Annotated in this window: 24 protein-coding genes and 2 tRNA genes; 11 read left to right on the top strand and 15 right to left on the bottom strand. The window is 46.4% G+C overall.

Annotated elements, in window-relative coordinates; genetic code table 11:
* Window positions 1-7: 7 nt before the first annotated feature.
* Entirely contained in the window at window positions 8-1156 is a 1149-nt protein-coding gene (locus VJ579_02150) for a phosphoglycerate kinase (GenBank protein HXK37843.1), read from the bottom strand.
* Entirely contained in the window at window positions 1149-1910 is a 762-nt protein-coding gene (locus tag VJ579_02145) for a triose-phosphate isomerase (GenBank protein ID HXK37842.1), read from the bottom strand. Before VJ579_02145 ends, VJ579_02150 begins: the two co-directional genes overlap by 8 nt.
* Before the next feature lie 171 nt (window positions 1911-2081).
* Here VJ579_02145 and VJ579_02140 point away from each other — a divergent pair, with 171 nt between their 5' ends.
* Complete coding sequence (locus tag VJ579_02140) at window positions 2082-2246, top strand: hypothetical protein (protein ID HXK37841.1); 165 nt, start codon at window positions 2082-2084, stop codon at window positions 2244-2246.
* Window positions 2247-2282: 36 nt separating this feature from the next.
* On the opposite strand, the gene VJ579_02135 is transcribed toward VJ579_02140, so the two are convergent.
* The 4 genes from VJ579_02135 to nusA all read right to left on the bottom strand — a co-directional run bounded on the left by VJ579_02135 (window position 2283) and on the right by nusA (window position 7556).
* A complete protein-coding gene (locus VJ579_02135; GenBank protein ID HXK37840.1) occupies window positions 2283-3503 on the bottom strand; it encodes a type II secretion system F family protein in 1221 nt (406 codons plus the stop codon).
* Between the two features lie 235 nt (window positions 3504-3738).
* Window positions 3739-5493, bottom strand: a complete 1755-nt coding sequence (locus tag VJ579_02130) for a GspE/PulE family protein (GenBank protein HXK37839.1) — start codon at window positions 5491-5493, stop codon at window positions 3739-3741.
* Window positions 5494-5569: 76 nt separating this feature from the next.
* Window positions 5570-6100 carry an inorganic diphosphatase gene (locus VJ579_02125; protein ID HXK37838.1) on the bottom strand — a complete coding sequence of 177 codons (531 nt, stop codon included), beginning with the start codon at window positions 6098-6100 and terminating at the stop codon, window positions 5570-5572.
* A gap of 97 nt (window positions 6101-6197) precedes the next feature.
* A complete protein-coding gene (nusA, locus tag VJ579_02120; GenBank protein ID HXK37837.1) occupies window positions 6198-7556 on the bottom strand; it encodes a transcription termination factor NusA in 1359 nt (452 codons plus the stop codon).
* A gap of 248 nt (window positions 7557-7804) precedes the next feature.
* On the opposite strand from nusA, the gene VJ579_02115 reads away from it, so the two are divergent.
* From VJ579_02115 to VJ579_02100, 4 genes are all read left to right on the top strand, one after another.
* The gene (locus VJ579_02115; GenBank protein HXK37836.1) at window positions 7805-8338 is read left to right on the top strand and encodes a hypothetical protein; all 534 of its coding nucleotides are present in this window, start codon (window positions 7805-7807) and stop codon (window positions 8336-8338) included.
* Window positions 8339-8363: 25 nt separating this feature from the next.
* Window positions 8364-8678, top strand: a complete 315-nt coding sequence (locus VJ579_02110) for a hypothetical protein (protein HXK37835.1) — start codon at window positions 8364-8366, stop codon at window positions 8676-8678.
* 103 nt (window positions 8679-8781) lie between these two features.
* Complete coding sequence (locus tag VJ579_02105) at window positions 8782-9867, top strand: trigger factor (protein ID HXK37834.1); 1086 nt, start codon at window positions 8782-8784, stop codon at window positions 9865-9867.
* 71 nt (window positions 9868-9938) lie between these two features.
* Entirely contained in the window at window positions 9939-11003 is a 1065-nt protein-coding gene (locus VJ579_02100) for a quinone-dependent dihydroorotate dehydrogenase (protein ID HXK37833.1), read from the top strand.
* 46 nt (window positions 11004-11049) lie between these two features.
* Here VJ579_02100 and VJ579_02095 read toward each other — a convergent pair whose 3' ends face one another.
* Entirely contained in the window at window positions 11050-11640 is a 591-nt protein-coding gene (locus tag VJ579_02095; protein ID HXK37832.1) for a hypothetical protein, read from the bottom strand.
* A 143-nt stretch (window positions 11641-11783) separates the two neighbouring features.
* Here VJ579_02095 and clpP point away from each other — a divergent pair, with 143 nt between their 5' ends.
* Window positions 11784-12374, top strand: a complete 591-nt coding sequence (clpP, locus tag VJ579_02090) for an ATP-dependent Clp endopeptidase proteolytic subunit ClpP (GenBank protein HXK37831.1) — start codon at window positions 11784-11786, stop codon at window positions 12372-12374.
* A 186-nt stretch (window positions 12375-12560) separates the two neighbouring features.
* Here the strand turns inward: clpP and VJ579_02085 are convergent, their stop codons facing one another.
* The gene (locus VJ579_02085; protein HXK37830.1) at window positions 12561-13691 is read right to left on the bottom strand and encodes an AAA family ATPase; all 1131 of its coding nucleotides are present in this window, start codon (window positions 13689-13691) and stop codon (window positions 12561-12563) included.
* Window positions 13692-13965: 274 nt separating this feature from the next.
* Between VJ579_02085 and rny the strand changes: the two genes are divergently transcribed.
* Window positions 13966-15498: a ribonuclease Y gene (gene rny / locus VJ579_02080; protein HXK37829.1), complete on the top strand. Its 1533-nt coding sequence runs from the start codon at window positions 13966-13968 to the stop codon at window positions 15496-15498.
* A gap of 264 nt (window positions 15499-15762) precedes the next feature.
* Window positions 15763-16035, top strand: a complete 273-nt coding sequence (locus VJ579_02075) for an HU family DNA-binding protein (protein ID HXK37828.1) — start codon at window positions 15763-15765, stop codon at window positions 16033-16035.
* A 241-nt stretch (window positions 16036-16276) separates the two neighbouring features.
* On the opposite strand, the gene VJ579_02070 is transcribed toward VJ579_02075, so the two are convergent.
* On the bottom strand, window positions 16277-16603 hold the full coding sequence (locus VJ579_02070) for a TfoX/Sxy family protein (GenBank protein ID HXK37827.1): 327 nt from the start codon (window positions 16601-16603) through the stop codon (window positions 16277-16279).
* A gap of 420 nt (window positions 16604-17023) precedes the next feature.
* Window positions 17024-17094, bottom strand: a tRNA-Gly gene (locus VJ579_02065).
* Window positions 17095-17436: 342 nt separating this feature from the next.
* On the opposite strand from VJ579_02065, the gene VJ579_02060 reads away from it, so the two are divergent.
* The gene (locus VJ579_02060; GenBank protein ID HXK37826.1) at window positions 17437-17865 is read left to right on the top strand and encodes a hypothetical protein; all 429 of its coding nucleotides are present in this window, start codon (window positions 17437-17439) and stop codon (window positions 17863-17865) included.
* Between the two features lie 281 nt (window positions 17866-18146).
* On the opposite strand, the gene nth is transcribed toward VJ579_02060, so the two are convergent.
* Window positions 18147-18788: an endonuclease III gene (gene nth / locus VJ579_02055; protein ID HXK37825.1), complete on the bottom strand. Its 642-nt coding sequence runs from the start codon at window positions 18786-18788 to the stop codon at window positions 18147-18149.
* Window positions 18789-18792: 4 nt separating this feature from the next.
* On the bottom strand, window positions 18793-19248 hold the full coding sequence (locus tag VJ579_02050) for a hypothetical protein (GenBank protein ID HXK37824.1): 456 nt from the start codon (window positions 19246-19248) through the stop codon (window positions 18793-18795).
* Between the two features lie 209 nt (window positions 19249-19457).
* Here VJ579_02050 and VJ579_02045 point away from each other — a divergent pair.
* Together VJ579_02045 and VJ579_02040 are read left to right on the top strand one after the other, a co-directional pair.
* Window positions 19458-19530, top strand: a tRNA-Pro gene (locus tag VJ579_02045).
* Window positions 19531-19888: 358 nt separating this feature from the next.
* Entirely contained in the window at window positions 19889-20230 is a 342-nt protein-coding gene (locus tag VJ579_02040; GenBank protein ID HXK37823.1) for a nucleoside triphosphate pyrophosphohydrolase, read from the top strand.
* Between the two features lie 18 nt (window positions 20231-20248).
* Here the strand turns inward: VJ579_02040 and VJ579_02035 are convergent, their stop codons facing one another.
* The 3 genes from VJ579_02035 to VJ579_02025 form a co-directional block, all read right to left on the bottom strand.
* Window positions 20249-21268, bottom strand: coding sequence for a hypothetical protein (locus VJ579_02035; GenBank protein ID HXK37822.1), 1020 nt, complete (start codon window positions 21266-21268; stop codon window positions 20249-20251).
* Between the two features lie 11 nt (window positions 21269-21279).
* Window positions 21280-21597, bottom strand: a complete 318-nt coding sequence (locus VJ579_02030) for a hypothetical protein (protein HXK37821.1) — start codon at window positions 21595-21597, stop codon at window positions 21280-21282.
* A gap of 835 nt (window positions 21598-22432) precedes the next feature.
* Window positions 22433-22822, bottom strand: a complete 390-nt coding sequence (locus VJ579_02025; GenBank protein HXK37820.1) for a YraN family protein — start codon at window positions 22820-22822, stop codon at window positions 22433-22435.
* Between the last annotated feature and the right edge of the window lie 538 nt (window positions 22823-23360).

Raw genomic sequence — 23360 nt, 5'->3', positions numbered from 1 at the left:
TCTTTTATTATGCAGGAAGCCCACGGAGCGCATCAAGTCCTGGAAGTGTTTCATTCGCAAGATATTCAAGCATTGCGCCACCACCGGTGGAAACAAAACCGAATCGCTCGATACTCCCCATTGACTCAACAAGCGCAACAGTATCTCCCCCTCCAAGTATTGCATATGCGTTACTTCCAAGGATGCGCTCAAGGAGCTCACGACTACCATCGGTATAACCTTCTTCGTAGAAACCGAGAGGGCCGTTCCAGACAACGAGCTTCGATTCCCCAAGCACCTGCTCAAGCGCAGTAACGGTTTCCCGTCCAATATCCGCTACCATTTCTCCATCGAGAATATCATCTACAAGTGCAGTACGGTTACCACCACCACCCTTCACTACAACATCCATTGGCGTAATGAGCTTCGGATCATGACTTATCGCGAGTAGCTCCTCTCCCATATCAGTGTCACAAATTGAACATCCGACATTATATCCCTTAGCCTTCAAGAAATCGTTTGCAACTACTCCTCCAACAAAAATATGATCAGCGAGCTTACTCAACTTCTGCAAAAGTGGAAGCTTGGTTGCAACTTTCGTTCCTCCCATAATAAAGAGAAATGGATGCTGTGGGTCAAACACACGAGAGAGCTCCGCAGCCTCTTCCGCAAAACGCATACCCGCGAATGAGGGCAGCAACGCAGGAACACCAACAATCGAGGCATGCGCTCGATGTGAAACCGCAAATCCATCATTGACGTAATAATCACCAAGTGCTGCAAGCTCTGCCGCAAATTCTGGTGAATTATCTTTCTCGCCCGCATGGAGTCGTAAGTTCTCAAGCATGACCACATCGCCATCATTCATTGCATCGACAACCCTCTTGTTTGCTTCAGTATCAAATCGATCAAGGAACAAGAGCGGCATCATACGCGAAAGATACTCCGCAATAGGTCGCAAGGAGTCTTTGGGATCACCTTTTCCAATATGACTCAATATGATAACGCGAGCACCGTGCGTGCGTAAGAAATTTAACGTTGGAAGAGACGCTCGAATTCGAAAATCACTACGAATAGTATTAAGTGCGAGCGGTACGTTGAGGTCAAGACGTAGGAGCACGCGTTTACCTTTGAAGAGGTCAGCGTGCGCAGTCATGAGCGGGAATCCCTTATGCATTGTTTTGGACGGCATTATGAATAATCAAAGCAAAATCTTTTGCGCGCAGACTCGTGCGACCAACAAGAAGACCATCAGCACCAATATCAAGAAAACTCTGAGCATTCTTTGCATCCACTGAACCTCCGTAGAGTAGTGGAATATGAAATCCCTTCTGCTTGCCGAAGAGCTCCGCAAGTGTGCGTCGCAAGAGCATACTCATTTCTTGATGATCTCTTGGAGTAGCAGGATGTGTTGCATTTACTCCAATTGCCCAAATTGGTTCATATGCGATCATGAGCTGTACAGACTTTGACTCTGGGAAATTCGCAAGTGATCCGCGGAGCTGATTCGCTACCTCTACGAAATAATGCCCGTCATGATCACGCTCTTTTTCTCCGACACAGAGAATGACCATAAGTCCGGCCTTAACGGCAGCAATGGCCTTTGCAGCCACATCCGCATCAGACTCACCGAGCGCTCTTCGCTCCGAGTGGCCCAAGATCACATATTTTGCCCCAAGGGAGGCAAGTTGCACAGGAGAGACCTCACCGGTAAATGGTCCCTCCCCAATTGCGGCGGCATTCTGTCCACCAAACTGCAAACTACTTCCACTTCCCATAAGCCCCGCAAGAAATACAGAAGGAGGACAAATGACTGGCTGGACTTTCTTCATAACGGCCTTGCGCGCAATAGCTTTTACTTCAGCTACGATCTCTTTTGCCTCAGCGAGGCTGCGAGGATACATCTTCCAGTTTCCCACTATATATTTCATATAGGGGTATTATACCATTTACTTATGCCATACTTCTCCTGGACAGACACATTGATTGATTACTAATATGTAATTGCACTTGCAATCACTGCATTGTCTGTATAAAAAAAGACCAATATCTAAGCCATTTGCGCAAGTTTGCAAACCGTGGGCAAATGATATTCTTGAGTAATGGAAATATTACGTACCACCAAGATAAGCACAAGTGTCGGAACACTCCTTATCGTTCTTTCTGCAATTCCCCTTGTTGCATATACCTTCTACTTCCGCACCGAGAAGGCTAAACTCCAGAACGGAGTGGATACCTCACCACAGTTCATCGTAACCACAAGGTAAATAAATACACATCCGCATTGCGGATGTGTATTTATTTTAATTAATGGTCGACATAATCGAGTACATCGGACTAATCATTGCCATTGCAAAGAGTCCAACGAACGTACCAATCATAACCATAAGAATAGGCTCAAAGAGTTTACTCATATCGCTCGTTGCTTGCTCGACTTCCTGCTCATAGTACGTAGCAATCTTCTTGAGCATCTGCGAGAGCTGTCCTGTCTCCTCGCCCACTTCCATCATATCACCAACCATGAGTGGGTAAATCTGTGCATTCTTCACAAATGACTGAGAGAGTGGTACACCCTTCTGAACGTCTTCTTTTGCTGCATCAAGTGTTTCACGATAGAAGACATTGCTCGAGACATCTCGCGTGATATCAATTGCACGCACAATATCTACTCCCGAGGAAATAAGTGATGACAGCGTACGTGTCACAAGAGCGGTATTGTACTGCTTCACTAAAATACCGAATACGGGCACCTTAAGTGCGACAAATGCGAATGTGCGGTTTCCCACCTTTGTACGCTTGAAAAGCACTACTCCAACAATAAGTACGACAAGAGAAATCGCAGCAACGATACTGTCATTTTTCAAGAAGTCTGCGGTAACAATGAATATTTTTGTCAGTGTAGGGAGTGCGACGTTCGCTTCGGCAAATGTCTGCGCGAGGCCCGGAACAACATAGATCATCATGAGGACACCCACCGCAATCATAACTGTCGTGACCACCATCGGATACATCATTGCACCCTTCACCTTCTTCGTAAGGGTATAGGTCTTTTCCATCTGCCCACCTACTACTTGTAATGCCTCCACAAGCCCACCTGACTCTTCACCTGCACGCACCATAGAAATAAACACATCAGGGAAGATATCTGGGAACTTATTCAGTGCATCAGAAAGCGTCATTCCTTTGTTGATACTATCGACGAGACTTGCGAGCACCTGCTTCAACTTTGGATTTGTCGTTTGCTTCAAGATGATACCGAGCGCACGAGAAAGAGGAAGTCCTGCCTGAATCATTGTCGCGAGATTATTCGCAAGTAGAATCTTGTCTCGCAAGTCCACACGCGTGAGGTGTGCATTGATTGCATCCATATTGAAATGGAAGCCAGTGACTGGAGTAGCAGAAATAAGCAGCTTGCCCTCATCTTTGAGCTTATGGGCGAGCTCAAACTTGTCCTTCGCTTCAGCAACTCCACCAACCTCTCCTGCTGTCGCAATCAATTGTGCCTTGTACTGGAACTTCGTCATTGTCTTAATAATACCATGAATTGTATTTCCTCTGCGACAAAGTCGCAGTGCATTGCATCTCCCAAACTATGAAACACTGAGCATTTTTGTCGGCGGCTGCCTCGCTGGAGCCTGACGACGTACAGTGGTACGGCGAAGGCGAAGCGTGAGGCAGCCCCCGGCAAAAAGGCCAGTGCCGCGAACTTGAGGAGTGTCTCGTGATGTGAAAATAAAAAACATAGCAAAGCTATGTTTTTTATTCATTCACAACACGATACACTTCCTCTATGGTTGTCAGACCCATCACCGCTTTAAATATACCATCCTCGAGCATCGTAAACATTCCTTCCTTACGTGCCTGCGTCTCGATCTGCTCGGCTGGAGCATTCTTCAGTGCGAGCTCGCGAAGCATCGTAGACATTTTGAGCACCTCATGGATACCAATACGGCCCTTATAGCCGTCTTCACTATCAGCACCAGGCTTTGGCTTGTAGAATGGCATCGTCTCCCAAGTTGTGTCCTTTGGCACAATCTTTTCCTCGATGAGCGCTTCAAGCAAACGATCCATATTGACTCCTCGAGACAAATTGCGCAGTTCCTCGGGGGTCATATTATATTTCTCTTTCGCTGCAGTGAGCCTGCGCACAAGACGCTGTCCAACAACAACATTCACCGTTGAAACGATAAGGAATGGCTCAGCACCCATATCGATGAAGCGTGGAATCGCACCTGCAGCAGAGTTCGTATGGAGTGTCGAAAGCACGAGATGTCCAGTGAGTGCAGCATTAATAGCAAGCGATGCAGTTTCACCATCACGAATTTCTCCAACCATAATCACGTCAGGATCTTGGCGCAAGAGTGAGCGCAAACCGGCGGCGAACGTGAGACCAATATCTTGCCTAATCTGTGTCTGATTAATACGTGGCATCTGATACTCAATAGGATCCTCAACGGTAGAAATGTTTACATCAGGAGTATTCAAGATGTCGACCATTGTATAGAGTGTCGTTGTCTTACCAGAACCAGTAGGACCTGTGACAAGAATAAGTCCAATATGCTGTTTCGTTGCCTGATGCAATGTCTCAAGTGAATAACCGTGGAAGCCTAAGGCCTCAAGGGTGTATCCACCTGATGACTCACGGAGGAGGCGCATGACGGTCTTCTCTCCAAAGTGCGTCGGCAATGTCGATACACGGAAGGAAACTTTTTCTGCATCAAGCTGGATCTTAAAGCGTCCATCTTGCGGCAAACGCTTCTCATCGAGCTTCAGGTTCGAGAGCACTTTAACGCGTGCGGTAATGCCAGGAGCGGTGTCCTTTGGGAGCACCATGGCGTCATGCAAAATACCATCAATACGATAACGCACCAAGAGCTGGTTCTCCATTGGCTCAATATGAATATCAGACGCACCCTGCAAGATTGCATGATTAAGTAGTGTATCAACGATACGCACCACTGGTAGATCTTCTGCAAGCTTCTTGAGGTCCATTTCAGACGCGGCCTCATCTCCTGACTCACCTCGAATCACCTTCATCGCCTTTGCTTCCTGTTGGATGATATCCCCAAACTCCGCCTTAAGAGACTTTTGATACTGCAGAAGCACTGATTTCATCGACTCCCGGTCCGTGAGTCTCGTAAGTATGCGAATACCCACCTTCTTGCGCACAAAGTCTATCGCTTCAAGGTCATTGATGTCGAGCATTGCAACCTCGAGACCCTGTTCGGAGCGTCGAAATGCAACGATATTGTGTCTACGCGCTATTGGTTCTGGAACCAATGCGAGCACCTCAGCTTCGATCTTTTGTCCACGAAGGTCGACATAAGGAATACCAAGCACATAAGCCTGCATGCGACGCATGTCATCTGCCGTAACCTTCCCTTGCTTTACAAGTGTTTCCGCGAGCGTGCTGCTGCTATTTTCTGCTTCCTTTTCTGCAGCAAGAATATCCGCGCGTGAAATGACACCGGAATCGATAATAAATTTCTTCAATTTGATCTCCTCGGCGAGCATAGTAAACATATTATAGCACAGCACAACATTCGTAATAAAAAATAACAACCCTCAAGAAGAGAGTTGTTATACGGTCCTACTTATGCATCATTTCGTCATACAAAACGAAAGACTTTTCAATATCCTTGTCAGCCTCGACGCGGTCACGCCACTCGCCAACAAAAACTTCCTTGTTCTGGAGTGTCTTATACACTTTGAAGAAGTGTTTGATTTCCTCAAGGATATGTGCTTCGACATTCGAGATATCGTTCGTATTATTCCAGCGTGGATCATTGCAAGGCACCGCCAAGATTTTCGCATCGCCGTCACCGCCATCAACCATGTCGAGTACGCCAATTGGACGCACTTCTATAAGACAGCCAGGCACAAGCTCTTCGGCTCCCAGCACGAGTACATCAAGCGGATCACCATCATCCCACAAGGTCTGTGGCACAAAACCATAGTTAGCAGGATAGTGCATAGGTGAATAGAGCACACGGTCATATTTGATTATTCCCGTCTTCTTATCGAGCTCATACTTCACGCGTGAGCCCATAGGGATCTCAATGATTGCATTCAGTGCCTGCGTTGTTCCGCGAGGCACATCATGCCATAGATTTAAAGGCATAGTTTTAGTTTATTATTTTTCCGGAGATGAGAAAGAGTAAGCAGAACATGCTCTTGCATTTCTCCTTACTCCTCTCGTCTTTCTCATTCTTTTGTAATTACGCTTCGTCGTTGACGTTCTCTTCTGCAACAGAACGGTCATCAACACGCTCCTCTACAGCAGATACTTCAGGATCGACTGCTTGTGCATTGTCATCAGAGGCAATGAACTCTGCAACCTCTTCCTCGGGATTTACTGCGGTTTCCGCATGCATCGGAGCGCTCTCCTCTGCGAGGACTGCTTCTGCCTCACGTGAATTGATATCGATACGATATCCCGTAAGACGGGCGGCAAGACGAACATTCTGTCCGCTCTTACCGATAGCAAGTGAGAGCTGATCGGCTGCTACCTGCACGCGTGCATGCTTTGCATCTTCGTCGATGACAACTTCACCAACACGAGCTGGTGAAAGAGATTCCGCGATGAAATCCTCTGCATTTGGCGACCACTGGATGATATCGATCTTCTCACCACCAAGTTCATTAATGATGGTCGAAACGCGCGTTCCACGCTGTCCGACGCAGGTACCGATAGGATCAATATGTTCGTCTGTGGTGGTCACGGCGATCTTCGTACGTGATCCTGGCTCACGAGCGATGCTCTTGATCTCCACTACGCCATTTGCGATTTCTGGTGCTTCGAGTGCAAACAATGCTTTTACAAAAGATGGGTGTGCGCGAGAGAGACGCAACGACACACCTCGTGGAGTCTCCTCCACAGAATAGAGATACGCACGGATACGGTCCCCAATACGGACACGCTCTCCAGGAATCTGATCATCATGAGCAAGAATAGCAGTCGCACGACCAAGGTCGACGAAAATATTACCACGCTCAATACGCTGAATCGTTCCTGTGATGACTTCGTCACCTCGTGAAGAGAACTCCTCGAGAATGGCGCCACGCTCTGCCTCACGAATCTTCTGAATGATGACCTGCTTTGCAGTCTGCGCTGCGATGCGTCCGAAATCATCCTTCATTTCAAGTGGGAAAATAATCTCCTCGCCAAGTGCAGCCCCGCGCTTAAAGAGGCGTGCATCTTCAATCATAATATGGTGCTCAGGATTGAAACGAACACGAAGGTCAATAGGCTCCCCGTTCTCATCCTCCTCACCCTGTGGAACAACAATGGCACCAGCTGAAGGAATGACAGGAAGCGAAATCTCATCCCCGAGTTCCTCACCCTCTTCCACCTGACGTACCATAGTATCATCGACAACGATCTTCACCTGAGAATATTCCACCGCACCTGAATCCTCATCAAGGACAGCACGAACGATCTGTCCCTTCTTACCAAAATCCTTTTTGTAGGCTGCGGCAAGCGATGCTTCAATAGCATCAATGAGCTTACCTTTTGGCAAACCCTTCTCCTCCTCAAGCTGCTCGATTGCGAGCTTCATTGTCTTTATGTCCAACATATATTTAATTGTTATTCAATTGTATTGCTAACGCTTTTTTCTGAGCCAAGAGAGGCCCTAGAAAAGAAGCTGCGAGATACTTTACAGTAGCTCGCTTACCATATCACTATAGCAAGTAAGAGATAAAATGCAAGTGAGCTCAATCGAGCACCAGTAAAGAATCAATCATGTCCCCCTATTGTCCACAAATACTAAAATGTTACCCAAAGATGATGTATAATATGGACATTACTTAGAACATATTGATTATGAACAAGCACATCACCACAGCACTGACACTTATCGCTATAAGTGTCCCAGTATTCGCGGGTGCTCAGACCGCGGGCACGGCTCCAGTAAAGCCACGTCCCGCAGTAGCTACACCTGCAGTCACTAAAGCTCTTCCCGAGAAGATTATCAAAGATCGCGTCAGCAATGTCATCAACGCACTTACTCGCCATCAAGAGCTTCTCTCTGTTGCGATCAATAAGGTTGCGGAGCAGTCAGTTAAATTCAAAGACAAGGGCGGAGATGTCACAAAGGCTGATGTCGACATTGCTTCAGCGAAAGCAAAGCTCGATGAAGTGAAGCAGGACATTGCAAATCTTCAGGATATTCTAAAGACACGCAGTCTTACTGACAAGACAAATACACAGGCAATACGCGATGGAGTCACGAAGACCACAAATGATATGCGTGCATGTCGCACGATCATTGTTGACGCAATCCAGAAACTCAAGGCAGTGAAGGTATCACGCCCTGCAACACCTACCCCTCAACCTGCTGCAACACCAAAGCCATAAATTACTCGTACTTTAAAGCACTATCATGGAACAAACACCACATGGAGAAAACCCATTTAAGGGCGAAGCAGCAGTCAGCGCATCATTCAAGAACAAGCCAATGCTTTTCGGAGTCATTGCACTCATCATTATTGCAGCAGGAGTAATTTGGTATATTAGTGATACCAGCAAGAGTACGCCTGCCACAACACTTCCTCCTCAGGCAACTGAATCAACAAGCACTGAGCCAGCTATGGTAGAAGTACCGCTCGCAAACACCGCGGATCTTCCTGCGGTCGAGGAAAGCCTCAGTAGCATGGATGCAAACCTCAAGACACTTGATGATCTCAAGGACATCTAAATATTGAGGCTCACCGTTCTTAAACATACACGAAAATCAGCGCCAGGGGTGCTGATTTTTCGTTATAACCAAATATATAATTGCAGGAACAACAAGGGTCATCATGGCATTTCCAAAATATCAATTTCATGTTAACATCGGCGTACTTATGGAAAAGAACTACAATATAACGATGAAGGATCTCGAGGGATCTCGCATCGAAATTACTGCTGAAATCACTGCAGATGAATTTGCTGCAGCACGACCACAGGCTATCAAGCACCTCCAAGAACATGCGGATCTCCCTGGATTCCGAAAAGGCATGGTTCCAGAATCGATCTTGCTTGCACGTATCGGAGAAGGAGCAATCCTTGAGGAGATGGCAGAAGTAGCGATTGGCCGCGCGTATCCAACCATCGTCATCAGCAACAAGCTTGATGTGATTGGTCGCCCTGATGTTAAAGTTACGAAACTTGCAATCGGTTCTCCACTTGGTTTCACAATTACAACCGCTATCTTCCCAAAGTTTGTGCTCCCTGAGTACAAAGCAATAGCGAAGAAGATTGCTACAACAAAAGAAGAAGTTACTGTTACCACAGATGAGGTCCAAAAGACCATTGATGAGCTAAAGCGCCTCCGTGCCAAGAGCGATGCACAAAAAGAAGGTAAGGAGTACGACGAAACACTTCCACTCCCAGAACTGAATGATGAGTGGGTCAAGACACTTGGCGCATTCGAGAATGTCGCGGAGTTCGAGGAGAAGCTCAAAGAGAATATTCTTGCTGAGAAGACTCGACAGGCACGTGACAAAGTACGCGTAGCGATCATGCAGGAGCTCGTAAAGGAAACGACTATGGAGCTTCCGGAGATCCTCATCGAGCAGGAACTCGCACGTATGGAAGAGGAGTTCAGTGCAGACATTGCACGCATGGGCATGGAACTTCCAAAGTATCTTGCACAGGTCGGAAAGACACGCGAGGACATGCACAAGGAATGGCGTGATGATGCAATTGCTCGTGCAAAGACACAGATCATTGCCGCAAAGATCGCCGAGGAGGAAAAGCTCGAGCCATCCGCAGAGGATATGGAACGTGAAGTCGCTGCACTTTCTGCGCGTTATCCTAACGCACAAAAAGAGCGCATTGAGGGCTTCGTCCGTATGATCCTTGAGAACGAAAAGGTCTTTACCTTCCTCGAGAATCAGAAATAATAACAACAACCCGCTTCGGCGGGTTTTGTTATTTGGAAAATTTCATTTATCGTCTATAATACACGAACGCTATGGACACACTTTACCGCCACCTCTTGAAGCCGCTTCTATTCGCAATGAATCCCGATACTGCTCATGCAATCTTTATGTGGATCGGAGAATTTTCAGGGAGGTTCTATTTCACGCGCAAACTTTTTGCGAGAATCTACGGCTATAGAGGCCCCGACATCAGCAAGACTATTGATGGAATTCATTATCGTACACCAGTATTACTCTCTGCTGGTTTCGATACCAACGGCAGTCTCACGCGCATTCTCCCCTCTCTTTCTTTCGGGGGAGAAGAAATAGGTTCAATTACTGCACATTATTGTGAAGGCAATCCGAAGCCGCGAATGATACGCATGCCAAGAAACCAAAGCATTGTGGTATTCAAAGGGCTACGCAATAAAGGTGTCGACGCACTCATTGAAAAACTTTCTCACACCAATAGAGAAAAAAACTTCGTACTCGGTATCTCCATCGCGCGCACGAACAATAGTGATGCCAACAAGTCGACCGAGGCAAGTATCGAAGACTTTGCAGCATCATTCCGAAAACTCAATGCAGCGAATATTGGAGATTACTATACGATCAATATTTCTTGTCCGAATGCTTTTGGCGGCGAGACTTTTACGGAACCCCAACTCCTCACGCAATTGCTCACGGTCATCATGAGCACCCCCTCCCAAAAACCCATATACTTAAAGATGCCGATCAATCTTGAGTGGGAGCAATTCAATGCACTCTTAAAAGTTGCAGATAAGTTCAATGTCCACGGAGTTGTTATAGGGAATCTCAACAAGGAGTATGGTGAGGTTGATTTCAAAGAAGACTGCCCTACCGCATACCGTGGTGGACTTTCTGGGAAACCATGCAGGGAGCGTAGCACTACACTCATTCGCCTTACACGCGAAACTTATGGGAAGCGGTTCACTATTTTCGGAGTAGGTGGAATTCTGAGTCCAGGAGATGCAATGGAAAAGTTTGCTGCAGGTGCAGATCTCGTGCAACTAATTTCGGGAATGATATTCTCTGGCCCAGGACTCGTGAATAAAATCTGCGAAACATACGCGTCAAAAAACATTCAAACCACTTAAGTGGTTTGAATGTTTGTAAAAACCACCCCTTGGGGTGGTTTTGAAATCATCCAATGCGCACAACCGAAATGAGCACCTGTCTGTTTTGCCAAGGATTTGCGAAATGTCCGAGCAAAAACGCGGAGGATGCAGCAATGGGTTGCTTGATCATAGGGACACGATAGCTCCCGAACTCATCCTTGAAGAGGTGTCCACGGTCGTCGAGTGCGACCACCCAACGATCACAAGGCAGATTCCCCTTGAGTAAGTCGTAAATGATTGAAAGCCCGGGCACTCCGATTTGGAGTGAGCGTTGCTCGCGAAGGAATCTGAGTCCTTCAGTCGAAGAGAGTTTTCCGCCGATTGCGTAGAAGCGCACATCATACTTCGCGCCCGGCACCAATTCGTCGGTTGGCACCACGGCGGCAGCCTTGAGCACAAGGGGGTCGATGTAATTGTCCGTACCGATCGCACCCTTCGCTGGATGGCGAGAAATCTGAGTAGCTGAGACATAATCAGCCGGAATACGCACCGTCCTTCGAAGATTCTGAATTTCGGTGAATTTCTTCTCCGAGAAAGCACCCGGTCCGAGGTCTTTGAAATCATCGGGGGCACCGAATTGCGAAATGACACCTTCCTTCTTGCTTGGTCTAGCCACAGGGGCCTCCTGTAAAAGAATAAAGAAACTGACTTAGTACTATCATGTTCGATGCATAACGTCAAAATGCTGCGCCAACGGATATGACTCGATATTTTATGTAATTACTTGACATTACGTCCTGAAAAGTAATAATTGCGTATATGTCATACCTAGTACCAACCGTTATCGAAAAGACAAACATGGGCGAGCGCGCCTTTGATATTTATTCACGCCTTTTGAAGGAGCGCATCGTTTTCTTGCAGGGACCCATCGACGATATGATGGCGAACCTCATCGTTGCACAATTACTCTTCTTGGAAGCAGAAGATCCGAAGAAGGAAATCAAGCTCTATATCAACTCCCCAGGTGGATCAGTGACTGCTGCAATGGCAATCTACGATACGATGAACCACATCAAGCCTGATGTTGCGACGATCTGTATCGGTATCGCAGCATCTGCAGCCGCAGTCCTCCTTTCTTCAGGAACAAAGGGCAAGCGTTACTGTCTTCCAAATGCTGAAGTCATGATCCATCAGGTCATGGGTGGAGCAGAAGGACAGGCATCAGATATCGCAATCACTGCACGCCACATTCTCCGCACAAAGGACAACCTCAACAAGATCCTCGCAAAGAATACTGGCAAGACACAAGAGCAACTTGAAAAGGATTCCGATCGCGATTATTACATGCTCGCGGACGAAGCTAAAAAGTACGGACTTGTAGACGAGGTAGTAAAACAGAAAATCCGCTAATCGCGGTCGTCGCGCTACCAGAAAAATAAAAAAGCTACTCTCTTGAGTAGCTTTTTTATTGAGTTGATGTGCGTTGCGGAGGCCACACTGCTACTGGCAAGAATGCCTGGTCCGCATTCCGATGCGGCGTTCTTTTTACATGCTCAAAATTAATAATACAAAAAACCGCCCCGTAGGGCGGTATCTTCAAATTACCAAGGCGATCGAACTATTTGAGTACTCACGCTCATTCGTCACGTCTCGGACGACGTCGAGGAAAGGCGGGAGAACAGTCGTTTCACTAATCGTCGTCTTTTCCCTTTCGCAAAGAATAAGCGGACGGGGAAGATTTGTGAATACATCAACTTCGAAGTATTGCGCAGACCACAAGAAACAATGCCTGATCTTTTCAAGCGTACGACGCCGAGAGTCACGGCGACCAAGCAGCGTGCAGTATTCGTGATGAGAGATAAATCGCTCGCGTTCAATTCGTCCACCTCCTCGAGCGGGTTCTTTGGCTGTGTGAATATAGGACACACCATCACGCCAAACGCGTTTGCGCACACGCTCAGTCACCGCCTTGTTGTCGGAGGTGAGGTAGGTCTGCGTAATGTACACCTTCTCATAAGGAACCGGCAAGAGCTCAGGCACGAATGAGCGAAGCAGGAACTTGTCCTCAATTTCCACAGGCACAGGGATGCCGAGCATGTGAAAGAGTGAAGCAGTCGCTCGTCGCATCTTCTCATCGAAACCGACTGCGGTACCGTCAGGCATGCGATTCGCAATCTCACAGAGGTGTGGATGTGCGAGCCACGCAGACTTCGTACGGAGATCAAGCGCACGGGCCTCTTCAGGAGTCTCCGTACGTGCTGCATTGTTCTCCAGAGTGTAGTATTCCTCGGCACCATCTGCGGCCGTAACGAAATGAAGCACGCCGGTATACCTTGCGAAAACCGATTCCGCAGAAGGAAAACCAAAAGGCTTCACAATCTCTTCGAACTCTGCAACGGGGTGATCTCCGTCGATATACGCAATTGAGCTTGGAAGCCCGCGATCACAGAGCACCACTGCGCGCTTCTGGAATTTCTCGGAGAGCTCAGCGGCGGCATTCCGCCACACTTCTTCGTGAGCAAACTGCATTCTGTTCACGCTTTCCTGAAAACTCCTGCGCGCAAGCTGCCAAGGAGGAGCTCCCCCACGAATAAGCAGGGTCGCAGCCTCAGGCACCACAAGCGGGAGCATGCCTGCAGTAATAAGTGCATCGGAAAGATGCACGATTCCTGTGGTCTTTCCCCCACAAGGTCCACCATCAATGGCGATTAAGTCGACATTCCCCATAAAAGAGCTCCTTTTTCTGTTTCTGTGGTCATCCTAGCACACGAAAAGGCTCCCGCAATCCCCTGTTTTTTGCCATTTATTTAGGCCGGTGCTACAATTACTATACCACTGTACAGCAGTGACCGACCTATGTGGCAGAAGACAGATGCAAACCTAAAAAACGTATTTTTGAACTTTTCTTTGCAAAAAACTTTTGCAGCGCTATTTTGTCGACAGCGTAAAGGCTGAAACCTTTATTATCGTGCTCAGCCCCAACCACAGGTCGCTTTAGACCATGGATCAACTCAGAAACATCATTGCAACCACCGCCGCAAGTGGATTTTTGGGACTTATCGCAGGATACCTTCTCCACTTCGTTCTCGCTATTCGCAGGAACAGCACGGCAAGCCTCGACGCAGAAAAAATCCGCCTCGAAGCCCAAAAAGAATCACGCAAGATCATAGCAGAAGCCACCGCGCAAGCTGAAAAGCATGCAGAAAGCCTGCGTGATACCGAGCGCATGCATACTGAAAAGCTCCAAAAGAGCGAGGAACATCTCTATCAAAAGGAAACAGCTTTTGCAAATCGAGAACAAAAACTTGAGGATGACCGCAAGAAGATTGAGAATCAAGCTGCTGAATTGCGCACGATCAAAGAACATCTCATTGCGCAGCGTGAGGAAGTCGAGAATGCACTTGAGCGTGTCAGTGGACTCTCTGTTGAAGATGCTCGCAATCAACTCATTGCGAAAGTAGAGAAGCAGGCCACGGACGACTTGCAAGCACGTACTATAAAACTTGAGAGAGATTCATTTGAGCGCTTAGAGCGTCGAGCGAAAGACATCCTTGCTACATCAATTCAACGTATTGCATCTTCAAACGCAGGAGAAGTAATGACTACCCACGTCACCATTCCAAGTGAAGACATCAAGGGTAAGATCATCGGCAAAGAAGGCCGCAATATTCGTACTTTTGAGCGCATTGCGGGAGTTGAGCTCCTTGTCGATGAAGCTCCTGGAATCATCACAATCTCTGCATTTGACCCGGTTCGTCGTCAGATTGCTCGCATTGCGCTCGAGAACCTTATTCTCGATGGTCGCATTCAGCCCGCAAAAATCGAGGAACTTGTGGAGAAAGCAAAGGCGGACCTTAACCACATCATGAAGGTTAAAGGTGAGCAGGCAGCCGCAGAGTGTGGACTGCTCAATATCGACCCTCGCCTCATTTCCATTATTGGTCGTCTCTATTTCCGTACAAGCTATGGACAGAACGTCCTCCAACATTCTGTTGAAATGGCACATATTGCAGGCTATCTTGCAGTTGAGCTTGGTGCCGATGTATCGATTGCAAAAGCTGGTGCCCTCCTTCACGATATAGGTAAGGCTGTCGATCACGAAGTGCAAGGAACGCACGTTGAGATTGGTCGCCGTATCTTGAAGAAATTCAATGTCGATGAGCGTATTATCCTCGCAATGCAGGCACACCACGAGGAGTACCCCTACGAAACACTTGAGTCTATTATCGTACAAACTGCAGATACCATCTCCGGTGGACGCCCTGGTGCCCGTCGTGAGTCAGTTGAGCAGTATATCAAGAAGCTGGAAGACCTTGAGCGTATTGCAACAAGCAAGGAAGGCGTCGAGAAAGCATATGCACTTTCTGCCGGTCGTGAGGTTCGCGTCTTCGTGCGACCAGATAGTATTGATGATTATCACGCATTACAGCTCGCGCGTGAGATTGCACATGATATTGAACAGGAATTGAAATATCCTGGGGAGATAAAAGTGTGCATTATCAGGGAAACACGATGCGTTGAATTTGCACACTAGTCAAGTACCTCTCTACTATATAAAAAATACGGCTATACTAAGCCGTATTTTTTATATAGTCATTGTGGTTAAGCCATTGTTTTCCACAATTTTTGTATTCCAATTATATGGCTCTGTTGCGCGGATTAATCTAGTTGGTACAATGAAGTTAGGAGGGTCGCCTCCGCTGGAGTGGTGGTACATCGTATGCAGCATTATTCGTGATGAGTAGTGTTGCATACGGTGCGCCATCGCACCAATTAGTAGCATACTGCTCCCAAAAATATGAACAAGCAGTCAATCGTCGAAGCAGTCCACGAGAAACTTGGTGGCACCAAGGTTTCTGCTGAGCAGGCTGTTGAGACTGTAATCGAGACCATCACCAACGGCCTTAAGAAGGAGGGTGAAGTTTCGATCGCAGGCCTCGGCATCTTTTCAGTGAACACTCGCGCAGCACGCACCGCACGTAATCCACGTACCGGTGAGACCATCAAGGTCGCTGCAATGAAGGTTCCGAAGTTCCGCGCAGCGAAGGCACTCAAGGACGCAGTTAAGTAATTAACTGCAGGTTAGAAAACATACAGCAGAAAACACCTTCGGGTGTTTTTTGTTTTGTGCGACGTGCTTACGCGCAAAGAAGCTCCGTTCCTTCCACACAAAGAAGGCGCACAAGGACATTAGTATGCGATTAACTGCAGGTTAGAAAACATACAGCAGAAAACACCTTCGGGTGTTTTTTGTTTTGAGTATTCGAAATATAAAATGAAAAACAGCGTTACGCTGTTTTTGTCTTCTTCGCTTATTCCTTTTTCGTCTTCGGCTTCTTAGCAGGAAGTGTGGCGGCAACATCGATCAGAATATCTCGTAGGTCATCTATGGATTTCCATTGTGACTCTTCTACAAGATAGTGTAATCGCGCGCCAGGGTATGGCTCCCCTTTTTCGCAAAGAGATTCAAGTCTAATACTTGCTGGTAGAATCTTTACAAAGAGAAGATCATCACAGATGAGTGCGACGACTTTACTATCGCAATACAATGCGTACTCGCCGAACATAGCACGGATTGCAAAATGGTCGGAGCCGAGAAGCTGGAGGAGGTAGTCAGCGGTAGAGCGTTGGGTGGACATGTATTTATTATTGCACGGGAAATAGAGTTGAGGAAGGAAATAGAAATTCTACACGATGCAGATGAAACTAAACACTGCGTGCTTTCGATGTAATGCAGGAGGAAACTAAAAACACTTTATGTTTCCCGTTGCGATGCATAGGGAAACTAAAACACTGCGTGCTTGAGTTTCATGGAGTACTTCGCACACGAAATCGGATTTGGGGAATCGGTCTCAAGTCACTAAGTCTCGCTTCGCAAAGCTCGCTGCGACTAAGTGCTCGCGACCCCGACTCGCCGACCGTGCACGCGGCTGGATTTATCACGAGCGAAGCTCGGATAAAATCTGCGCCGGGTGACGGTGCCCGGCTCCGTCTTTCGATTCCCCCTGCCCGTCACAACAAAAACAAAAAAGAAGCTTTCGCTTCTTTTTTGTTTGTTGTGCGGGCAGGGGGAATCGAACCCCCGACACCTGCTTGGAAGGCAGGAGTTTTACCACTAAACTACACCCGCATATTATTTGATACAGAACCTTTGATTCTCAAACCACAAGAAGTTTTACGATTAAGAACGTCGCTCCGCGAACCAGGCGTTCTTGCCCCCTAAGGAATCGCCTCCGCGATTCACAGCAACTCAAGGAATTGCTACGCACTTCCTTTCTGGGGTAAACTACACCCGCATATTATTTGATACAGAACCTTAGGTTCTTAGTTTTACCTCTGCACTCACTTCATGAATGTAGTGTCATACTAGCAAAAATTTCGAATTTTGCAATGGAGCAGATTGTCTCACTTACATCCTTGACTGAGCCTCCTACTGTGCTAGTTTTACTGCGGAACCTTTTTGGAGTCTCTCGTGACCGATACACTCAATCGCATTCTAAGGATTACCACCGCATCAGGTGACACGCCTCAGGAGATGAGGTCGAATCTTCATTCCCAAAAACTTGCTATCGCAAAGGAGTGCACCGTGCACTGCGTGCAGTGCTCCCAATGTTTCACACTGGGCTCTGCAGACTTCGTCCAAGACCACTTCTACAGTGGCCCCCTTCCAACTTCGACAAGAGGGCGATGGCACCCCTCCGAACCCCAAACCTGCTCCTTGCGCTGCCCGCACTGCGCACAGCTGAATTACATCTACACACACCCAGAATCTCAGCTCATCATTGTGCTTGTCGTACATCTTGGTTTCACTATTACTGAAATCTTCAAATCAATCCTAGACCGTAAGGGCGACATGATTACCCCTCGTCCATCGACCATGTCACCTGAATATGCTAAGTGAACAAAACGCGACTATGTCGCGTTTTTATTATGCGTGTAAGGGAAATTCTTCTGCGTAATGTGAAACATGGCTCAAATGCACCCTAACCTCAGAAAGGTGTTTCACAGCACACAAAAGTGCACTTTTCACTCTCTGCTACGTAATTACATGTGTTACACGGCACAATATGTAGCAATTCGATAGTTAAATTAACATGTTACACAAGCGGCACAGGAGCGAAACTGTTTAACGATACTTATTTGCAAATGCAAATTAACTGCAAGGTGGAGTTCAAGCAATGCTTATCCATCGATATGGCCAAGTGGGCACATACTATGGTCATGCTTTTTTGCGGGACAATACAGTCTCCCATACTCTATAAGATAATAGGTAAGGCGAAACCACTCCTTTCGAGGAAAGAGCCTCATAAGATCCCGCTCGATTGCAGGAATTGCTTTTTCCTTTGAAAAACCGAGTACATACGACAGTCGACGCACATGCGTATCAACAGCAATCCCCTCGCTTACTCCATATATATTTCCAAGCACCACGTTCGCAGTCTTTCTCCCCACTCCAGGAATCCGCAACATGTCTTTCATTGTGCGAGGGAGCTGTCCCTTGAACTCATCACGCACGACCTTGGCCGCCTCTTTGATATGCTTTGCCTTGGCATGATAAAACCCTGTTTGGTATACAAGTCGCTCGAGATCCTTAATGGATGCTCTCGCATAGTCATCAACTGTTTTGTATTTTTCAAATAGAGCTGGTGTAACTTCATTCACTTTTTTATCTGTACACTGCGCAGAAAGCATCACCGCAACAAGTAACTCAAATGGTGTTTCGTAATTCAAAAACATGCGCGCATTCGGAAAAAGCTTCTTGAGTTTCAGAAGCGTCTGCCCCGCATATTTTTTTCGTAATTCTTGTGTAGCAAATTTGGACATAGTGCTATGACTGAATCATTTCGATAACACCAGTATCAAGATGAATGCGCAGCACAATCGGAACTTGGACTCCATACTGCGCAGTAACACCACGAACAAAAAGTGTCATCGTATCTGTAAAATGAATATTTTTTATATCTGGTTCAGTCCAGAAATTTCCCGAAATCAAAAACACTTCTCTCGGCTCGTGCTGCTCAACGTAAAGCGCATCATTATAGAAGAAAGCGCGCAATGAACGATTTCTGTTTTGGATTTTTACAAACGGAATCTTTTCAGGAGAGAATGCAATTCGAGTAATTGCCCATGATTGATCATTCGCAACTCCTTCACGAACAACAGCATGAAGTACATTATATCTACGTGGAGTGAACTTGAATTCTAAGAGCTCAGGGTGTGCAGCGAGGAAGAACGCAGCGAGCAACAAGAGGCTCCATACACTCATGCGAAAATTCAATTTCATACTAATAATGGTACTGCATTTTGAAAAGCACACAAGCATGCTGAGGAATTTATTGTGCAATAAATAGGACTAGCGTTTTTTAGAAACTATGATAATATGCAACAACGTGAGCTTGAGCCCACAAAGACATCGGGGCGTGGCATAATGGCCGCATATCAGTTTATGCGAGCGGATGACTGTCATGACCGAAGTGTATAAAAGAGAAATATCGGGGCGTGGTGTAACGGCTAACATGTCCGCTTTGGGAGCGGATGACTCCGGGTTCGAATCCCGGCGCCCCGACAATAAAAAAGAAAAACTCCTCAGGGAGTTTTTCTTTTTTATTAGGGGCGCCGGGATTCGAACGGAGAGATGCCAAGAGAGGGTACCTCTCTTGCGTAGGAGAGCAGCGAGTCCTCGAGCGTCGAGAACCGTGGGTTCTCGAAATCACTTGTCGTGCGGGGCCCCTCCGGGGTGCGCGAACAAGTGATTGTTCGATTGCCCGGTCTTAACTTTTCCGCGCGAGGCTCCTCTGGAGTGCGCGAGAAAAGTTTGTTCGATTCCCCGGCCGCACCCAAAGGGTGCGCTTCTCGTATTCTTCGCAAGCAACGCTTGCTCCCCTCTTCTCCTCTTCTCCTTCTCCATATGCTACACTATACTCATGCCCCGCATCACCTACAACAAACTTATCCGAGATCGAATTCCCGAAATCATTACGGCAGACAATGCTACACCAAAGATCTCGATTCTGAATGATGAACAATTTGCACTCGCGCTTAAACAAAAAGTTATTGAGGAGGCAATGGAACTCCTTGAGGCAAAAAGCAAAGAAGATATCATCGGCGAACTCTCAGACTTACTTGAGCTTGTCGACGCAATCATCCTTGCCCACCAGATCGACAAAGAGGAGCTTTCTGCAAAGAAAATTAGTAAACGCGAAAAACGTGGAGGGTTCGACGAAAGACTCTTCCTCGAGTATGTTGACGAAGTCGAAAAAAAATAAAAGAGCACTTGTGCTCTTTTATTTATACCCATCCCACTGCGTCCAGTTTCTTCCACCACCAAACCCCCAGCTTGAGCCGTAACTATACGAGTTATTTCGGGTCGCGAGGAATCTTTGGACAATCTCATCCTCACTCTTCTCAATTCGAATGATTTCTCTTCGCAAGTCTTCAACCTCCTTTACTGGAACCGCCTTACGATGCTCTGCAAGCAGCTGTGCCTCACACTCCTCTATTGCCCTAGCCTCTCTTGCAGCAATCGAGGCAATATTCGCCTCATACTGTGCCTTATCTACAGGATTATTTGAATGCAGACTCTCAAATGACATAGTTTCAAGCGTACGCTCGACACGGAGGGCTGCGAGCTTCGCATCACGATCAGCCTCAACACGCAAAATATGAGTCTCCTCTGCAGTATTTCTTGGACGAGCATCAGTTAAATCATGAAGCTGCTGGATGAGAAATTTCTTTCGCACCTCAAGATTTGTATAGGCTTTCTTATAGTGACCACGCCTATCACCAAATCGCTCCATAATGCTCGATCCAAATATATAATCAACTTTTTTAGTAATCTCAGGGCTAGGATGCTTGTAATCCTGTGCTGCAGCAGGAGCTGCAAGAGTTGCAGTAAGTGCCAGAGCCTTCACTGCACCGTGGGCACCCCGTGAAGCCCCTGTAAGAACCTTCTTCCACAATGGTTCCTGCTCATGCCCCATGGCTGTGGTTGGTGCAGCTGCAAACGCAGTTCCCAGCAAAGCCTCCGTAGCTTTTTCTCGGGTCAAGACGTCATCAGAACTTACCTTTGCGTACACGTTCTCAATAGAGGAAACTATACTCTCCACAGCAGCCCTCTCTTCGGGAGAATGGCCCGCGAGCACCTGCTCTGCATATCGATCAGCGTCAGAAATAGGAGAATCCTCAAGGACCTCTCCCGCAGACTGCTGCTCAGCCTCAACAGACTCCCCTTGTGGAGCCTCGCCAAGGTCTTCACCATATGCTGCAAACATTTCCTCTTCTGGATTGTTTAAATGCTCTTTCATATAGATATTCGCTAGATTGCTGCGCTATTATTCAATTCAACACCCGGAAGTGTCTCATCTCCTTCCTCGTCAGCGATTTCCTTTTCTTCATTCTCGAGGATCTCATGTAAACGGTGGAGATTACCTCGAGCATCAAGCTTCTTTTTCATACTACTCACAATTGCATCAAGTGCAAATGGATTCTCTTCAGCAGACTCAATGAAAAGAGCGAGCATTCCAAGATCAAGATATGGAATGCGCTCAAACATGAGCTGCTTATCCTCATCACTAAGATGCGAATGGCGAACTACATGACGTGCCTTGACAATGAGTAATGGATGATGTGACATAATTGGAACAAGTTCCCTATAAGACACTTACATTATACCACAAAAATTTCAGCAGTGGAAATAAAGGACATAAGACTTTATTGCTTACGCCTATTATAAAATGATAATGAAAAATATAGTACAAAGAATATTTTCAGACAATAATAATTATGTTTACAATGGTTACGTAGTAACTCAACAATGCATATGAATATTGCCTATTTTCTGTTTCACGCGAAACATAATGACCAACTTGCAGCAATATCACTTTCTGCAACCACGCAGTTCTCCAGAAAATATTCAGAATATCAATTGCCATATAAGAATCCATGCATACCTGAGCAGCCATAGCACTACATAGACCAATGATCACGGTCAGCTTAGCTATTGCATTGATCGACATGTCCTGTTCCACGTGAAACAGTACTGAACACTTCGCAACGGTCATTTGCTACAATATGCTTCTGAATAGGTATTCATGAATTGTAATTATTACACATTCTTAGTGATCAAATACAAAATACCAAGAATCACATGTTCCACATGAAACCATAATGTTCCTACGTAACACATTGCTGGAACATGAACGTCTGGCTGTTTATGGATATCACATATCCAATTTGTTTCACGTGAAAACTGGATTATATGCAGAATACTCAAGTACACAGCGGAAGGGGTATGGCATGTTACGTAATGACCCACATACAGATTTTGCAGCGATTCCTGGTGAGCAATGTCTATTTCAGTAGGGAAACGTGCAGGCGCAATAATCCGGCTGAAAATACAGAGCTCGAATACCAAATTAATATATATTATTACACTCGTATGAAACCAAGTCCCAACGTTTCACGTGAAATCAAATAGTGTCAACCAGTACAAAAGGGTCAAAAAATACGCGAGCATCATATGTTTCACGTGAAAAGGAAATAACGCAGAGGCTTACAGTTCGAGGGCTATCGATCTTATACAAATCACAGTATTTCCGCATAACTCGTGCAATACGTTGCTTTTTCGCATCATCAAAGTTACGAGAAGAGTGATATTCACTGTTTAGCGAGAAGGAATATGAGGATTTCACCTCGACAAAATGAAAAGTGCCGTCACAGTGAGCGATAATGTCGATCTCGCCAACACCAGGGATATTAAAGTTTTTCGCGAGAATGGAGAATCCCTTTGATTTGAGATAGCGGACTGCAAGTGTTTCACCCATAGTGCCAACCTCGGTATTACTCATCCTGTGATCCATATACCCATTATATATCAATTTGTTTCCCGTGAAACATGTATTTCGCGGTTTTAAATATAAATTATATTCATTATGTGGATAACTATGTATATCAATAGCAAAGACTGTGCATTGAGGAATTCAAAGATAATCAATGTCCTTTATCCCCACTATCCACAGGGTTATCCCCAGATACAGGCAAAATATCGGCTAAAATATAAGATTTCTATGGAATAGCGAGGATGCTGCTCCATTTTTCCACACATTGTCTGAGAACTCAGAGGTGCGCTACTGTAGCATAAAGCCCCAGGAATCGCAATTCCGTGAGGAAATACCCTAATTTGTCCTTTATCCCCACTATCCACAGAGTTTTCCCCACCACCTAGGCATATGATGTGTATAGGCACATAAGATCAAGGAGCTATGGCAAATCAAAGAGACATGGGCCAAATCGGAGGAGGCAGGGGGCAGACAATTGAGTAATGGTGGGAACAGCCAAATTTCCGGAAATTAGGGAAAACTTCTATCGAACTCCACATTTGCATGATAGTTATCCCCG

It is taken from the genome of Candidatus Paceibacterota bacterium (genome assembly GCA_035583355.1).
Lineage (GTDB): Bacteria > Patescibacteriota > Minisyncoccia > Phycocordibacterales > UBA6899 > JAJZQJ01.
This window is presented reverse-complemented; position numbering and strand designations above follow the sequence as displayed.

Coding starts and splice junctions, on each gene's coding strand:
- nth (HXK37825.1), bottom strand. CDS start 18,788: ATGTCCAAATTTGCTACACAAGAATTACGAAAAAAATATGCGGGGCAG.
- VJ579_02075 (HXK37828.1), top strand. CDS start 15,763: ATGAACAAGCAGTCAATCGTCGAAGCAGTCCACGAGAAACTTGGTGGC.
- VJ579_02035 (HXK37822.1), bottom strand. CDS start 21,268: ATGAAAGAGCATTTAAACAATCCAGAAGAGGAAATGTTTGCAGCATAT.
- VJ579_02085 (HXK37830.1), bottom strand. CDS start 13,691: ATGGGGAATGTCGACTTAATCGCCATTGATGGTGGACCTTGTGGGGGA.
- VJ579_02125 (HXK37838.1), bottom strand. CDS start 6,100: ATGCCTTTAAATCTATGGCATGATGTGCCTCGCGGAACAACGCAGGCA.
- VJ579_02030 (HXK37821.1), bottom strand. CDS start 21,597: ATGTCACATCATCCATTACTCATTGTCAAGGCACGTCATGTAGTTCGC.
- VJ579_02025 (HXK37820.1), bottom strand. CDS start 22,822: ATGGATCACAGGATGAGTAATACCGAGGTTGGCACTATGGGTGAAACA.
- VJ579_02145 (HXK37842.1), bottom strand. CDS start 1,910: ATGAAATATATAGTGGGAAACTGGAAGATGTATCCTCGCAGCCTCGCT.
- nusA (HXK37837.1), bottom strand. CDS start 7,556: ATGTTGGACATAAAGACAATGAAGCTCGCAATCGAGCAGCTTGAGGAG.
- VJ579_02070 (HXK37827.1), bottom strand. CDS start 16,603: ATGTCCACCCAACGCTCTACCGCTGACTACCTCCTCCAGCTTCTCGGC.
- VJ579_02115 (HXK37836.1), top strand. CDS start 7,805: ATGAACAAGCACATCACCACAGCACTGACACTTATCGCTATAAGTGTC.
- VJ579_02050 (HXK37824.1), bottom strand. CDS start 19,248: ATGAAATTGAATTTTCGCATGAGTGTATGGAGCCTCTTGTTGCTCGCT.
- VJ579_02140 (HXK37841.1), top strand. CDS start 2,082: ATGGAAATATTACGTACCACCAAGATAAGCACAAGTGTCGGAACACTC.
- VJ579_02105 (HXK37834.1), top strand. CDS start 8,782: ATGGCATTTCCAAAATATCAATTTCATGTTAACATCGGCGTACTTATG.
- VJ579_02135 (HXK37840.1), bottom strand. CDS start 3,503: ATGACGAAGTTCCAGTACAAGGCACAATTGATTGCGACAGCAGGAGAG.
- rny (HXK37829.1), top strand. CDS start 13,966: ATGGATCAACTCAGAAACATCATTGCAACCACCGCCGCAAGTGGATTT.
- VJ579_02150 (HXK37843.1), bottom strand. CDS start 1,156: ATGCATAAGGGATTCCCGCTCATGACTGCGCACGCTGACCTCTTCAAA.
- VJ579_02110 (HXK37835.1), top strand. CDS start 8,364: ATGGAACAAACACCACATGGAGAAAACCCATTTAAGGGCGAAGCAGCA.
- clpP (HXK37831.1), top strand. CDS start 11,784: ATGTCATACCTAGTACCAACCGTTATCGAAAAGACAAACATGGGCGAG.
- VJ579_02040 (HXK37823.1), top strand. CDS start 19,889: ATGCCCCGCATCACCTACAACAAACTTATCCGAGATCGAATTCCCGAA.
- VJ579_02130 (HXK37839.1), bottom strand. CDS start 5,493: ATGCTCGCCGAGGAGATCAAATTGAAGAAATTTATTATCGATTCCGGT.
- VJ579_02100 (HXK37833.1), top strand. CDS start 9,939: ATGGACACACTTTACCGCCACCTCTTGAAGCCGCTTCTATTCGCAATG.